This is a genomic window from Pedobacter sp. SG908, assembly GCF_011759615.1.
Classification (GTDB): Bacteria; Bacteroidota; Bacteroidia; order Sphingobacteriales; family Sphingobacteriaceae; genus Pedobacter; species Pedobacter riviphilus.
The window spans coordinates 845,956-859,149 of record NZ_JAAOYY010000001.1 but is presented as its reverse complement, the minus strand read 5'-3'; the positions used below and the strand labels follow the sequence as shown (position 1 = coordinate 859,149).

Below are 13,194 nucleotides of genomic sequence, written 5' to 3'. Positions count from 1 at the left end.
ATTTGATATCTAAATAACAATGCAACTTTTAAACCTTTCTCTTTATAACCTGTTTTCTATACATGAAATGGAGAATTGGTTGTTCAGGTTTCTATTATCGCGAATGGAAATTGGTTTTCTATCCTAAAGGTTTAGCACAAAAAGACTGGTTCAAGTATTATTGCGAACATTTTAATACGATAGAGATTAATTCTACTTTTTATAAAATGCCAGCTCAAAAATCGTTCGATAAATGGTATGATGAAAGTCCAGATGATTTTTTGTTTACGATTAAGGCACCTCGGCTGATTACACATTATAAACAGCTCAATGAATGCGGGCAACTTATCAACGATTTTTACGAGGCTATTCAGATCGGACTAAAAGAGAAATTGGGATGTGTACTGTTTCAGTTTCCACCAAAGTTCGATTATAGTGCGGAACGGTTAAACCTATTGACCGAAAATTTAAGACCTGATTTTAAAAATGTAGTAGAGTTTCGTCATATCAGTTGGTTTGATGAAGAAATCTATAAAAAACTGGCTAAAAACAACATCATTTTTAGCGGACAAAGCTATCCTTCTTCGCTACCTGATAATGCAATTCAGAATACAGAGGCTGTGTATTACCGTTTTCACGGAAAGCCCGTATTGTATAAATCAGAATATGATATAAATGCGATTAAGGGCTTCAAAAATCAGATTAAAGATGATGTTAATGAAATTTTTGTATATTTTAATAATACCTGGGGCGTTGGAGCATTACATAACGCGAAACAATTGCAAAATTTAACGAAATAGGCTCATTTAGTGCAACCAACTGTATAAGTGCAGTTAGATGCTAACATCTAACACCACAGTTTTTTGGCCGTTCGCTATTTTGCCAAAAGCTACTAACGTGAAAAAATAAACCTGATAGCAATGATATTTCGACGAACTAGCTTTAATTTAGCACCAACATTAACGAAATTTAATAGATAGCAGGACTGCAGCTCCCGATAAAGTACTGCTTCTGCTTTCCAAAAAAATAAAACAAAAAATATGCGCGTCGCCGTTATTGACCTTGGAACCAATACTTTCCACTTACTTATTGCTGAAATAACAGGAAATCAGCCGGAAATTTTATACAAAACCAATGTACCTGTTAAATTGGGCGAAGGAAGAATTAACGACAATATTATTATTCCGGAAGCCTTTGAAAGAGGTGTGAACTGCCTTGAAGCTTTTAACCATACAATTGCCGAATACCAGGTTAATGAGGTGAGGGCTACGGCAACTTCGGCGGTTAGAAGCGCAGAAAACGGACAAGATTTTGTACATGCAGTAAAGGAAAGAACCGGAATAAGCATCGAAACGATTAGCGGCGATGAAGAAGCTGAATTAATTTATCAAGGTGTAAAACTGAGCGGAGCAATTACTGAGGTATCTTTGATTATGGATATCGGCGGCGGCAGTGTAGAATTTATCCTGTGTGATCCCGAAGAACTGATCTGGAAAAAAAGTTATAACATTGGGGCAGCGCGTTTAATGCAACAGTTCTTCAAATCAGATCCCATAGCCGACGAGGAGAAAAACGCCATTTTATTTCACATTCAAAATCAATTGGCTGATCTTTTCGAAATCTGTGAAAAATACCATCCTGAAATTTTGATCGGATCTGCCGGAGCGTTTGAAACATTTGCTGAGCTTATTATTAGAAAAAACAACTTGAAAGCTGATATTAAAACTGCCAAAACCTTCGCGTTCAATTTTGACAACTACATCGAAACTTCTATTAAACTATTGAATGCTACGCATAACGAAAGAGCAGAAATGCCCGGAATGATCCCTTTAAGGATAGATATGATTGTGATCGCTGCTTTAATCACAAACTATGTTTTAGGGCGTTGCAAAATAAATAGATTAATGCTTTCTACCTACGATTTAAAGATGGGTGTTTTGGCCGGCCTGATGTAAAAAATGATCCATACAAGTTATGGATCATCGGGAGTTTAGAGAATATTAATTTAGGTTATTCCTTTTTTGGCGCAATCATTATCTTGCCCATAATCATGGATTCGGCTTTTTTAAGCCTGAGATTATTTTGTTTTTCTTTAGAAAAATCAAGTATTAGCAGAGCTGCGTATTGGATACTTTCTACCGTCAATTGGTTCTTTTTTACATCGAAATTATTATCTAAAACAATCTCGTAACGACCATTTTTATCGGTCAAGGCTGTGTATTTGGTATCGAGAATAGATAACCTTATTCCAGCTACAGGCTTATTATCTACGCCATTAACATAGCCATATATTCTTTTCGGTACAACTGTTTTTTTATCGTCTATTTTGTTATTTATGCCATTTGTTATTTCGATCGGCGTTTTCAAATTTTCTGCCCGGGCATCCATTATAAAAATACTCATGCCAATAGCCAGTACACCAAGGTACTTCATCCAGTTTCTATTGATAGTTGGCACAATTGACAGGTGAAGGTTAAGCTGGTTTAATTGGCTTTGGCTTAAGCGGCCGCATACAGAAGAACTGGCTCCGGCCAATACGCTAATGATTTCGGCATTGGTATAGCTCGAAAAATCAATTACATTTTTGCTACAGGCTTTACAGAAATTAAAGCCTTCTCCTTTATCCATTTCATCCCAGTTCTGTAAACATGGCTCGGCTATGGTAACTTCGTTAATTCTCGTTTTCATCATGCTAATTTTATAGATGATGAAACTTTCAGGCGGATTCCACAAGAGGTTTTAAATAAACTTCAACAGTTCATTATATAGCTTTTCCGTTGGCAAGCCCATTACGTTTGTATAAGAGCCTTCTATACGTTCTACTACAACAATACCCCACCAATCTTGCACACCGTAACTCCCAGCCTTATCAAAGGGTTTATAATTATCAATGTAGAAATCAATTTCATCAGCTGTAACAGATTTACAGTAAACTTCTGTCCTATCGTAAAACGAATGGATTTTATCGCCTTTAACAAGCGTTACTCCCGTAAAAACTTCATGCCTGCTTCCAGATAGTTTTTTTAACATTTCTTGTGCATGTGTCCTATCTTCAGGTTTGCCTAAAATTTCTCCGTTTAAGGCCACAATGGTATCAGCTGTAATTACTATTTCACCATTAGCAGTAAAGGCCTTAGCCTTCTGTTCTGAAATGTAAACGGCAATTTCTGCAGGACTTAAACCCGATGGGTAGCTTTCATCTACATCTTTTAGTTCGACTTTAAAGTTTAAGCCCATAAGTGTTAAAAGTTCTTGTCTACGTGGCGATTTAGAGGCTAAAATTATAGGAGGAAAATTGACAGGCATATTTTATTTTTCTGCTAAAATAAGAAAAGCGACATAAAGCCGCTTTCTTATTTAATATTTTAACTGGATTTAATTATTTCCACCACCTTGCATACGTTTCTGCATTTCTGCACGTTGCTCTTTTTGCCAAGCTTCGTATGTTTTTTTCTGATCGTCGGTTAATACAGCAGTAACTTTTGCATCGTTTTCGGCACGCATTTTTTGCATTTTCTCTCTCATTGCATCTCTATCGCCACCGCCTTGCATTTCTTCGCGCATTTTTTTCATGGTTTCTGCCTGCTCAGTAAAAACAGCAGTTAACTTTGTTTTCTGATCATCAGATAATTTTAATTTTTCGTCTAACTGTTTTACACGTTCTTCAGGCTTCATCATCATTCTGCCTTGTCCACCACCTTGCTGCGCGTTAGCGAAACCAGCTATTCCTAGCATCAATCCGCAAATCATCATTAATTTTTTCATGTCGTTTTTGTTGTTTTGGTTGAAAATTGAGCATGTTGGAGTGTGCAAAAAGATGAAAGTTTAATCTGTAAATGTAACTTAGCTGTTGCAGATTAAAACACAGTTAATCTTTTAACAATAGTACAGGTACATGTGATTTAATAGTCAGTTTTTGGGATACACTTTCGTGAAGCAGACTTTCGAAAAAACTATATTTTTTGGGCAATGCAATAATCAGCTGGGCTTCTTCACTTTTAGCAAATTTTACGATTCCTTTAATCATATCAGGATGATCGGCATAGTGATAAGCTGGAGAAAAATCTTTAAGCATTTCGTGCAAAATGTGTTCTTCTTGCATATTAACAGGATGACCAGAATTGATATTAAGCACCAAAAGTTCTAAGGCATGTTTGCTTAAAATATTTTTAAGCGCATGCATGGGAATCACCTCTTTAACCTTTTTAAAATCGCAAGCTAAAATGGCTTTACGGATCGATTGATAATCGGCTTTAGGCGGAACAACCAAAACCGGAACCGGGCTTGATTTAGAAATTTTGATCGCATTAGAACCGATATCACTTTCGTCTTTCGCTCTTTTACCGTTGCTGCCAATAATAATAAGTCCGATCTCTTCTCTATTTACCCGATCGATGATAGATCTTAATAAAGTTTCCCTTGTTAAAGAAACCTCTATGTCAGCCTCGGGGTTAATCTCCAACATTTTTGACTTCAGTTTTTCTAGTGCTTCCATCCTTCGCGTAATTTCATCAGCGATATGAACATCCGTAGTAACAATCAAATCGGGAGTTGGCAAGATGCTTTCATATTCTGAAACATAGTATGCGTTAAGCAGTATAATTTTTGAGTCCGTCATTGCGAAACTCAACCTGGCCGCATATTTCGCAGCGTGATCAGCTGTTTTAGAAAAATCGACCGGTACAAGGTATGTACTCATATAATTAAAATTAATGTTTTTACACTTACAAGTTAATCAATCGATTGATTAACTTGTAAGTGTAAATTTCGCATATAATCTGATTTATTGCAAATTTTAATGTCTGAGATTTATAATCTTATTAGGCCTTACCATCATTGTGAACTTGTTTCAGAATCTTACATGCAGAATAATATTGTTTTAGGAGGGCCTAAATTATCTGGTTGATAAAGCCCCTGAAACAAGTTCAGGGTGACGGATCGCAAAAGATCCTTCGACTCCGCTCAGGATGACAATCGAGAGGGAGGATAATTGTGAGAAACAGCAATGACCAATATTCAATTTACAATAAGCAGATTCCAGTTGGCAGTTTGCAATTACCAATGACAATTGCACCAATTTATATACCCGAATCGGCAGCATTTGGATTTTCATCATGCCATCTGCCCTGTACTTTCATTACTTTTTCGATAATATCGCGGACAGCGGTTTTGCCTCCATTGTAAGGAGAAATAAATGTAGATATCGCCTTTATTTCTTCAACGGCATCAGCTGGGCAGGTTGGAAGCCCTACGAGTTTCATTACTTTTAAATCAGGGATATCATCTCCCATATAAAGCACTTCTCCGGCAGCAATCTTTTTATCCTGAAGGTATTGATTAAAAATGGCCACCTTATCTCCTGTTCCGAGGAAAACATCGGTTACCCCCAGATTGAAAAAACGCTTTCCCATGGCAATACCATCTCCACCAGATATAATACAGATGTTATACCCTCTTTTAACGGCCAATTGCATAGCGTAACCATCTTTAATGTTAAAAGTGCGCAACGACTGGCCATTATCAGTAACCTGAACAGTTCCATCGGTAAGCACACCATCTACATCAAAAATGAAAGTGGTGATCTCTTTTAGTTTTTGCAGAAACATTCGCGCGTTTGGCGTTTAGGGTTAAGCGCTCGGTGCTGACTCTGGGCTGAGGACTCCGAACTCAGGACTAATTATTGATTATCTCTCCACTCGTAAACCCAAGCAGATTGGATTTGCTCTAAATGGCCTTCATTGCTTTCTTCACGGGTTCCTTTAAAGTTGGGTAATGATAAAACCCAGTCTAAAAGCTCGGTAAAGCGGATGCGGTAGATTTTGGCTTCTGTAAAATCATCACCAAATTTCTCATATAAAGACATTGCAATATCTTCATAGTCGTTCCAGTAAAAAGGTAAAGCAAATTTATCGTTATTCATGTTGTTCGTTGTTGTTTCGGTTAATTGTTTGAATTGGTTAATCGGTTAACTGTTATATAGGGTTAATCGACTCCCGACTGAAGACTTCGGACTAACTAGTGTCCCATAAAATCTGATTGATCTGGAATGGTCACTTCGATATCACCATTAATCACCACACACTGGCAGCCCAGGCGGGAAGTAATTTTCGGACGAACAGCCCTATCAATAAAGTCTTCTTCTTTGTCAGAAATCTCTTCGATATTATCCATGCCCTTAGTTACGTACACATGGCAGGTACTGCAACCACAAACACCACCACAGTTGTGCTGTAATTCGATTCCATTATCCAGACAAACATCTAAAACAGATTCTCCCGCTGCTATTGGTAATTCAATAGATTCGTGATCTGCTTCTTCAAAATTTATTTTTAGTTTAAAAATGCTCATAATTATTTTGCAAAAGTAAGAAGCAAAAGCCGTAATTATGCTATTTCAGCGTTAATTTTATGCTATCGCTCAATGTTTGATAAATGTTCTGCAATTCGGGCATATCAGTTAACATGCTCAAATGCTTATTTAAAGTGTTTTCATCTGCTCGTACTGCTGGCCCAGTCTGCACATTTTCAGGTAGATTACTCATTACCTTATCGGCTGTTTCGGCAATTAACGGCCTAATGATTTCGAAATCCAAACCGTTCTGGCTTAAAATTTTATTGGCCAAAGCGTACAGGTGATTCGGAAAATTACAGGCAAAAACCGCTGCAAGATGTAATACTTTTCTTTTCTCGCCACCCAACTCGTACACCTGACGGCTAATTTTAGCTGCCAGATTGCTTAAAATCACCAATTGACTTTCGTCGTTCGCTTCGATACACAGCGGTATATTTTCAAATGAAAGCTCTTTACCTTTCGAAAAAGTTTGCAAAGGATAAAAAACACCTGCTTTTTTTACCTGTGAAGATAAAATATTAATATCTGTAGTTCCGGAGGTGTGTACCACCAAGCCAGTTACATTTTTTAATGATTTGGCAACGCTTTCAATGGCATCGTCTTTTATTGAGATAATGTATAAATCAGCGTTTTGTTCAATTTCCGTAAGATCGTTTAGCCCTTCAGCTCCAATTGCAACAGCCAAAGATTCTGCATGACTTAAGTTTGGGCTGTATACCTGTACCAGATCTTCGCCTTTAGCCTTTAAAGCTTTAGCCAAGTGTGTGGCAACATTTCCTGAACCCAATAAAACGATCTTCATGATTTTATACGGCTTTGGCCTCTTTTCTTCTTCTAAAAATTGATAGTAAGAAACCAACAACCATTACAATGGTACCGGCCCAATACAAATTGATAAAAGGAAAATCAATTGCTTTGAAAACTACCCAATCTTTAGCCTGTTGCGGTTTCTCAAAAATCTGAAGCTCAACTTTTTTCTCATCTGGCAATACTCTTGAAAAACGGAATTTTAGATCCAATTCATCTACCTTACGCGCGAAATCGAAAGTGTTATTTCCTTTGATTAAAAAAATAGGCTCCGTGTTATAAATTTTGCCAGCAGCATTAACCTCTAATGGTAAACCAACAGCATAATCGCCCTGGCCTAAAACTAAATCTTTTGCGGTAGGTTTTCTGTTTAAATCTTTAACCGTAACCACACCGCTTGAGGTATGTATGGTATCTCCTACCGAAACCTTTACAATACGTGGCGCCTTATAATTTTCATCATCCGAATGCCCTTCATGATCCTCATGAGATGATTGTTTAACTGCTGCACTGGTAATGTGTGTATACACATCGTATGTAAGGTAATGTTTAGTATCCGGAGAGGCAATTAAGCCCATTTTTTCGTTCTCCTGTACGTGTGGATGTAAGTTAAAATCTTCTTTAACCTTACCTTCTTTATCTAAAACCTTAAAATTAAGGGTATAAATGGTATTCGGTGCTACAGTGGTATCGGCAACATAGGTTACGGTATACTTACCCATTTTCTTGGGTTCGTTTTTGTATAACATAATGTTCTCACCCGGTTTTTCTACTTTTTCGAAATCTTTTACCGGAATGAATTTAGTAGTATTAATTGATAAAGGCCTGTTGGTAGCCGCAGAAATTAATGCACCTAAAACTAAGAGTGCAAAACCAATGTGTGCAATTGCAGAACCTGCTAATTTTGCCTTACCACCAAAAGCCTGATACAATATTGTCGCATTGGAAAGTACAGCAAATAAACAGCTGAAAGTAATCAGGATGTACATGGTATTGGTATAAATCTCGGCCACATATACCAAACCTGCCGTTAATACAATAGAAAACAAAATCGCAGAGATTAAACTGCTATAAAATTTCCGAGGATCTGTTCGTTTGTATTTTAAGTATTGAGAAAATCCCGAAATTAAGGTAATTAATACTGCAAATGGCGCCTGCCATTGATTGTAATATTTTACAGCATCAATTGGTGGCGTAAATTTGGTACCGAATGCTTTATTAAATACAGGAACTGAAGTGGAGAATATAACCTGGATACAAGCAATAGTTACGACTAAAGCCCCAATAAACATCCAGAATTCGCGCGAATAGGTCTCTTCGTCCTTGGTGGTAATTGGCAATTCTTTCCATCTTACAACAATGAGCACAATTGCTAAAACAGCGAATACAACATTGTATAAGATCAAGTGGCCAAACATCCCCATATCGGTAAAAGAGTGAACCGATGTATCGCCTAAAATCCCGCTTCGGGTTAAAAAAGAGGCATAAAGTACCAATAAGAAACTCAAAAACACTAAAGCAATTGCGGTAAAATAAGCATGCCCAGTATTTTTATACGCTATCATTACGTGTACAGCACCAATTAAGGTTAACCACGGAATTAAAGAGGCATTTTCTACAGGATCCCAAGCCCAGAAACCGCCAAAGTTTAGCGCTTCGTAAGCCCAGAAAGAGCCCATAATAATACCTGTACCTAGAACCATTACCGCAAAAAGCGCCCAGGGCATAGCCGGTTTAATCCATTCTTTATATCTTTTTTGCCATAAAGCCGCAATTCCATAAGCAAAAGGCACAATCATACTGGCAAAACCTAAAAACAAGGTTGGCGGGTGGATGACCATCCAATAGTTTTGCAACAATGGATTTAATCCTCTACCATCGGTAATAAATTTTAAATAATTAGCGTAGTTTTCAGGATTTGCGAAAACGACAGGAGCCATTGATTTTAAATCAAGAGAATCTCTTAATAGAATAAACGGAGAACTTCCAATGCGCTCACCAAAAATCTCTACACCCAAAAGCATTGAGGTTAAAAATACTTGGGAGAAGGCTACAACTGTCATTACAGGACGCTCCCAGGTTTTAGCTTTCCAGATTAATAATGTACCTAGAAACGATTGCCAGAAAGCCCAAAGTAAGAAACTACCTTCCTGTCCTTCCCAAAAAGCCGAAATAATATAATAAATTGGAAGCTGTTTTGAGGAGTGCCAATAAATGTAACTGTATTCATTGTAATGCCCCAGTACCAGATAGAATAAGATTGCTCCAATACCAATTATACAGGCAAAATTAACCAAGAATCCAATCCGACCTAAGTTCCGCCAAGATTTATCTTCTAAATTTTTATCGCGACTGGCATAAAAGTATGCGATTGTTGAAAGTAATGATGCACTAAACGCCAGCACAATAAAAAACTGCCCGATTTTACCCGGTAGCAGGTTTTCGCCTACAAATTGAATATCCATTAAAATTAGTTATATTTTTTCTCGCCGTACTTACCTACCGTATCAACCTTACCGTCTTTATTAATTTCAACAAGGTTGTCGTTATATTTAGATGGGCATTTCATTAAAATTTTCGATGCGTAGAATTTGTCCTTATCCATTTTACCGATAAGCACTAATTTTTCAGATTTTTCGAAATCCTGCGGTTTGGTACCTGCGTAAATTACCTCTCTCACTTCCCCCTTTTCATCTTTCATATGGAATGAAAAATGGTTAGCATCTTTTACGGCGTCGTAGTAAGTACCCATAGATTTTACCCAATAGCCCATCACATGCTCTTCTTTCTCAGAAAGGGCTGCCTGTTTGAAATTAGAGTAGGTGTCGGTATTTGCGTTTAAGCTAAATAAAATCCCTACGGAAATTGCGATGGTAATCAATCCAATGATTGCACTTTTCTTCATGGTTATACTTGTTGTAAAAGCTGGCAACAAAGATAGAAAAATCGGCTTAGCCAGCATTCTTTTACATTTTTCTTGTCTTTATATTGACAATTATCTGATTTTTGAAGTAAAAATATTTTTCAAAAGCTACTATTTATAACCGATCTTAAGTAATATCCTAAATCGTTTAAAAGTTCGGGCTGAAATTATTAAGTTTGGCCTGTCAGATAATCATTCCTTTTTTAACATCCCACAGTAAAACATAAACCGGATTAACATGAAATTAAAGCAGTTTTATAAGCTTTTGTTATTTATAGTTTTAATGCCCTTTTTAAGCTCTTGTTTTGAGGTAATTGAAGAAATTGCCATGAAAAACGATGGAACGGGCGATGTGGTACTCACGATAAATCTTAGCCAGAGCAAAACCAAAGTAGCTTCGGTAATGCTTTTGGATAGCGTTCAAGGCTACAAAGTACCCAGTAAACAAAAAATTCAACAAGAATTAAATGAAGCAGTGGCTTATTTAAAAAAATCGGAAGGGATTTCTAATGTAAAAAGCACAAGCGATTTTAACAATTACATCGCAAGCATTAGTTTTTCTTTTAAAGATGTTTCAAATATCAATAACATCACCAAAAACATTCTCGCCCAGCAAAAAATTAAGGCCACTAACACCTCCTCGTATACTTATAACAAGGCCACCAAAACCTTTAGCCGAAAATATCAGGCAATAGGTACGGCTAAAACAGAATTCAATAAATTAAAAGCAAAAGACAAGGCAGTTTTTAACGGCGCAACCTACACCAGTATCTACCGTTTCGAATCTGTTGTAACAAGTAGTACCAATCCAGCATCAAATGTATCGAAATCTAAAAAAGCCGTGATGTTAAAAAGCAGCATCACAGATTTAATTAACGGAAAAATTAACGTATCTAATTCTATACAACTATCTAAATAAAAATGAAACCATCGCCTAATCCGTAATAGTTTCATCTCCACTGAAAACAAATTATATCCAATGAAACCATCAGGAGCATACCGTTCACAAACCGAGATAAATATGCTCATGATAGCTTCATAACCGCTAAAAAACAAATTATATCCAATGAAAAAAATTCTAATTGCTATCTCTCTTTTCTTATCATTTAACCTGGCCAAGGCTCAGGATCTGGTTAAGAAAATACCTGCAAATGCTTTTACAGTTGCCACTATTAAAGGTGATAATATTTTTAAGTTAATGTTTGTAAAAGATTTTAACGAATCTTTTCTGGGCAAGAAATTACTAACCGAAACTTCAAAATCACTTGATAAAAGCTTTACCAGCATAGAAGATTTCGGCATTAACCTAGAGAAAAACATGTATTACTTCAATCAGTTGAGTGATAGTATTACTTATAATTGCTTTCTCATACCGATTAAAGATGCGACTAAGTTCGAAAGCCTAATTAACAACAAAGAGAATAAATTTAAAAGGGACGGCGACGTTCGAACTATGATTTTGCCTGATAGTACAAGCATTATTAAGTGGAACAATAACATGATGTACTTTGTAACCGGAAGCATTAGCAGTTCTTTTTTTGCCGATTCTGCTAAATCTGCCCATTATGGAATTAAAGACATCAGATTTCAAAATGATGATGCAATAGCTATTGATAGTACTGCTGCAGTAGCTGTAGATTCTGTAGCAGTTGAAGAACCGATGGTTGAAGAAGTACCCGCCCCGCCTGTTGTAAAAATAAAAGTTCAGAAAAAATCGACTGCTAAAAAAACTACTGGAATAAAAAAAACTGGCAAAAAGAAAACGGCTAAAAAATCTAAAAAAGTCACCAAAATAGATTCAGATTTTGATGAATCCCGAGAACCAAGAGAATTCGCAGTTGATACTGCAAGCGCTATGACTCCAGTTCATGGCATTGTTGATGAACGATATGATGCTTACCAACAAGAACGTGCAGAACAAGATGCCAAGAAAAAGAGATTGGCATTTACCTGGATGACTGCCCAGGCGGATCAGATTTTTAATGGCAGTTACGAGTCTATCGAAAACAATAAATCATACACGGCGAGTTTGGATAATAAAGCCATTGCAGAACTTTGGGTATCGAGCCTTCAAGATGTTTACAATGCAATTTCTCCAGAATTCGGTGCTTATGGTAAAGCAGGATTAATGAAAGGTTATGGCAGCTTAAATGCAAAGCTTTTTATGGACAATAAGAGTTTCCGCATCTCAACAGGTTTAGAATTGTCTCAGGAACAAGCCGATTCCTATAAAAAAATCTTGAACAGAAAGTTAAACAAAAACTTTTTGAAATATGTAAACAGTGAAAAAGCGCTTGGTTTTATGAGCTATTCTATTGATACCAAAGCTTATCTGGAAGAATTCCCTAAATTATTAAAACAGACCTATGGTTCTTTTTTGGGTGCTAAAATGGATCAAGAAATAGACCTAGGTGCTGAACTGTTCTCTCTTTTATTAGATGAAGAAGCAGTAAGCAAAGTAATTAAGGGCGATGCCCTATTTGTAATTAATGGACTAAACACCAAAGATGTTACTTATACCACTTACGAATATGATGATGATTACAAGCAGAAAGAAGTAATTAAAACCAAAAAAGAAACTTTGCCTGATTTCCTTTTCATGTTTTCTTCTGAAGACACCAGGTTGATCAACAAATTGATTAAATACGGTGTAAACAAAAACTACGTATCTGTTGAGAACAACATTTATAAAATATTGGAAAAGAAAAGTCCTATTGATATTTACTTTATGATTAAAGATGGTATTGTATTTTTCGGCAATTCGTTAGCAGAAATGCAAGGTATTAGCAACAATCAATACAACAACAGTAAGTTAAGTAAACTGCACAAACAACTATTGACCAAAAACAATTTCAGCTTTCTGTTTAATGCCAAAAACCTGGTGGGCAAAGTACCAGATTCGGAAATTGGTGGCGAAGAAACTGCTAAGAAATTTAACAGTACTTTAGAGAAAATGGGCAATGTATATATGAAATCGAACCCGATTAAGGGCAGATTGGTTTCAGCAGATATTAGCGCAGAAATTCCGAACGGACATGAAAACGCTTTGAAATATCTTTTTTCTTTAATTGAAAATGCAGCTAAGTAGTTTAGTTGGCGGTTTACAGTTAACCGATTAAAACAGTTAACCATAT

At 36.5% G+C, this 13,194-nt stretch carries 14 protein-coding genes; 4 read left to right on the top strand and 10 right to left on the bottom strand.

From position 1 onward, the window contains the following. The first annotated feature begins 62 nt into the window (after nt 1-62). Complete coding sequence (locus FHT21_RS03565) at nt 63-779, top strand: DUF72 domain-containing protein (protein ID WP_167293389.1); 717 nt, start codon at nt 63-65, stop codon at nt 777-779. A gap of 240 nt (nt 780-1,019) precedes the next feature. Further along, complete coding sequence (locus FHT21_RS03560; protein ID WP_167293388.1) at nt 1,020-1,934, top strand: exopolyphosphatase; 915 nt, start codon at nt 1,020-1,022, stop codon at nt 1,932-1,934. Between the two features lie 55 nt (nt 1,935-1,989). On the opposite strand, the gene FHT21_RS03555 is transcribed toward FHT21_RS03560, so the two are convergent. The 10 genes from FHT21_RS03555 to FHT21_RS03510 all read right to left on the bottom strand — a co-directional run bounded on the left by FHT21_RS03555 (nt 1,990) and on the right by FHT21_RS03510 (nt 10,042). After that, the gene (locus FHT21_RS03555; protein WP_167293387.1) at nt 1,990-2,670 is read right to left on the bottom strand and encodes a carboxypeptidase-like regulatory domain-containing protein; all 681 of its coding nucleotides are present in this window, start codon (nt 2,668-2,670) and stop codon (nt 1,990-1,992) included. Nucleotides 2,671-2,718: 48 nt separating this feature from the next. Continuing rightward, nucleotides 2,719-3,285 (bottom strand): Maf family protein, encoded by a 567-nt coding sequence (locus FHT21_RS03550; protein ID WP_167293386.1) that lies wholly within the window; start codon nt 3,283-3,285, stop codon nt 2,719-2,721. Between the two features lie 69 nt (nt 3,286-3,354). Next, a complete protein-coding gene (locus FHT21_RS03545; RefSeq protein ID WP_167293385.1) occupies nt 3,355-3,744 on the bottom strand; it encodes a Spy/CpxP family protein refolding chaperone in 390 nt (129 codons plus the stop codon). A 103-nt stretch (nt 3,745-3,847) separates the two neighbouring features. After that, nucleotides 3,848-4,678: a universal stress protein gene (locus FHT21_RS03540; RefSeq protein ID WP_167293384.1), complete on the bottom strand. Its 831-nt coding sequence runs from the start codon at nt 4,676-4,678 to the stop codon at nt 3,848-3,850. Nucleotides 4,679-5,057: 379 nt separating this feature from the next. Next, nucleotides 5,058-5,585 (bottom strand): HAD hydrolase family protein, encoded by a 528-nt coding sequence (locus FHT21_RS03535; RefSeq protein ID WP_167293383.1) that lies wholly within the window; start codon nt 5,583-5,585, stop codon nt 5,058-5,060. A gap of 71 nt (nt 5,586-5,656) precedes the next feature. After that, entirely contained in the window at nt 5,657-5,899 is a 243-nt protein-coding gene (iscX, locus tag FHT21_RS03530; RefSeq protein ID WP_167293382.1) for a Fe-S cluster assembly protein IscX, read from the bottom strand. Nucleotides 5,900-5,994: 95 nt separating this feature from the next. Continuing rightward, nucleotides 5,995-6,327, bottom strand: a complete 333-nt coding sequence (locus tag FHT21_RS03525) for a 2Fe-2S iron-sulfur cluster-binding protein (protein ID WP_029275355.1) — start codon at nt 6,325-6,327, stop codon at nt 5,995-5,997. 40 nt (nt 6,328-6,367) lie between these two features. After that, nucleotides 6,368-7,132: a Rossmann-like and DUF2520 domain-containing protein gene (locus tag FHT21_RS03520; RefSeq protein ID WP_167293381.1), complete on the bottom strand. Its 765-nt coding sequence runs from the start codon at nt 7,130-7,132 to the stop codon at nt 6,368-6,370. Nucleotides 7,133-7,136: 4 nt separating this feature from the next. After that, the gene (ccsA, locus tag FHT21_RS03515) at nt 7,137-9,602 is read right to left on the bottom strand and encodes a cytochrome c biogenesis protein CcsA (protein ID WP_167293380.1); all 2,466 of its coding nucleotides are present in this window, start codon (nt 9,600-9,602) and stop codon (nt 7,137-7,139) included. Between the two features lie 5 nt (nt 9,603-9,607). Then, nucleotides 9,608-10,042 (bottom strand): cytochrome c maturation protein CcmE, encoded by a 435-nt coding sequence (locus FHT21_RS03510; RefSeq protein WP_167293379.1) that lies wholly within the window; start codon nt 10,040-10,042, stop codon nt 9,608-9,610. A 256-nt stretch (nt 10,043-10,298) separates the two neighbouring features. On the opposite strand from FHT21_RS03510, the gene FHT21_RS03505 reads away from it, so the two are divergent. Then, the gene (locus FHT21_RS03505) at nt 10,299-10,979 is read left to right on the top strand and encodes a hypothetical protein (protein WP_167293378.1); all 681 of its coding nucleotides are present in this window, start codon (nt 10,299-10,301) and stop codon (nt 10,977-10,979) included. A gap of 147 nt (nt 10,980-11,126) precedes the next feature. Continuing rightward, nucleotides 11,127-13,148 carry a hypothetical protein gene (locus FHT21_RS03500; RefSeq protein ID WP_167293377.1) on the top strand — a complete coding sequence of 674 codons (2,022 nt, stop codon included), beginning with the start codon at nt 11,127-11,129 and terminating at the stop codon, nt 13,146-13,148. Nucleotides 13,149-13,194: the final 46 nt, after the last annotated feature.

What these genes read in the sequence shown, in the direction of transcription:
- FHT21_RS03565 (WP_167293389.1), top strand. Translation starts at nt 63, where the DNA reads ATGAAATGGAGAATTGGTTGTTCAGGTTTCTATTATCGCGAATGGAAA.
- FHT21_RS03560 (WP_167293388.1), top strand. Translation starts at nt 1,020, where the DNA reads ATGCGCGTCGCCGTTATTGACCTTGGAACCAATACTTTCCACTTACTT.
- FHT21_RS03555 (WP_167293387.1), bottom strand. Translation starts at nt 2,670, where the DNA reads ATGATGAAAACGAGAATTAACGAAGTTACCATAGCCGAGCCATGTTTA.
- FHT21_RS03550 (WP_167293386.1), bottom strand. Translation starts at nt 3,285, where the DNA reads ATGCCTGTCAATTTTCCTCCTATAATTTTAGCCTCTAAATCGCCACGT.
- FHT21_RS03545 (WP_167293385.1), bottom strand. Translation starts at nt 3,744, where the DNA reads ATGAAAAAATTAATGATGATTTGCGGATTGATGCTAGGAATAGCTGGT.
- FHT21_RS03540 (WP_167293384.1), bottom strand. Translation starts at nt 4,678, where the DNA reads ATGAGTACATACCTTGTACCGGTCGATTTTTCTAAAACAGCTGATCAC.
- FHT21_RS03535 (WP_167293383.1), bottom strand. Translation starts at nt 5,585, where the DNA reads ATGTTTCTGCAAAAACTAAAAGAGATCACCACTTTCATTTTTGATGTA.
- iscX (WP_167293382.1), bottom strand. Translation starts at nt 5,899, where the DNA reads ATGAATAACGATAAATTTGCTTTACCTTTTTACTGGAACGACTATGAA.
- FHT21_RS03525 (WP_029275355.1), bottom strand. Translation starts at nt 6,327, where the DNA reads ATGAGCATTTTTAAACTAAAAATAAATTTTGAAGAAGCAGATCACGAA.
- FHT21_RS03520 (WP_167293381.1), bottom strand. Translation starts at nt 7,132, where the DNA reads ATGAAGATCGTTTTATTGGGTTCAGGAAATGTTGCCACACACTTGGCT.
- ccsA (WP_167293380.1), bottom strand. Translation starts at nt 9,602, where the DNA reads ATGGATATTCAATTTGTAGGCGAAAACCTGCTACCGGGTAAAATCGGG.
- FHT21_RS03510 (WP_167293379.1), bottom strand. Translation starts at nt 10,042, where the DNA reads ATGAAGAAAAGTGCAATCATTGGATTGATTACCATCGCAATTTCCGTA.
- FHT21_RS03505 (WP_167293378.1), top strand. Translation starts at nt 10,299, where the DNA reads ATGAAATTAAAGCAGTTTTATAAGCTTTTGTTATTTATAGTTTTAATG.
- FHT21_RS03500 (WP_167293377.1), top strand. Translation starts at nt 11,127, where the DNA reads ATGAAAAAAATTCTAATTGCTATCTCTCTTTTCTTATCATTTAACCTG.